Consider the following 337-nt stretch of genomic DNA (forward strand, 5'->3'; position numbering starts at 1 on the left):
CTCAACTGCTCGACCCGCTACTTAATCGTCGCGTGCACCGTGATCACCGATGTGCCAGAAGTCTTCGGCCCCTTACCCGTTGCCTTGATGGCAAAGGTGTCACTTCCCTTGTATCGGGCCTTTGTCTTGTATTCGTAAATCGCAACGTTGACCTTCTTGAGCTTGCCGTGTGCTGGCTTTTGCGAGATTTCCGAGCTAGTCGTTGCGCCGCGCAACGTGATCGGGAAAGTGCAACTTTCCCCAGACGCAACGTTAATGTCACCGGTCGAATTCTCTCCCCAATCCGCCAGCTCCATCGATCTTGAACATTCTGGAGCTGCCATCGCGATAGAAACAT

Annotated in this window: 1 protein-coding gene; it reads right to left on the reverse strand. The window is 53.4% G+C overall.

Going from position 1 to position 337, the window contains the following annotated elements; all coding sequences use genetic code 11:
* Positions 1 to 17 precede the first annotated feature (17 nt).
* On the reverse strand, positions 18 to 337 hold a 320-nt coding region (locus AC0L27_RS41265), incomplete at its 5' end, for a hypothetical protein (RefSeq protein WP_473323862.1).

The organism is Bradyrhizobium sp. Ken51, from assembly GCF_055807435.1.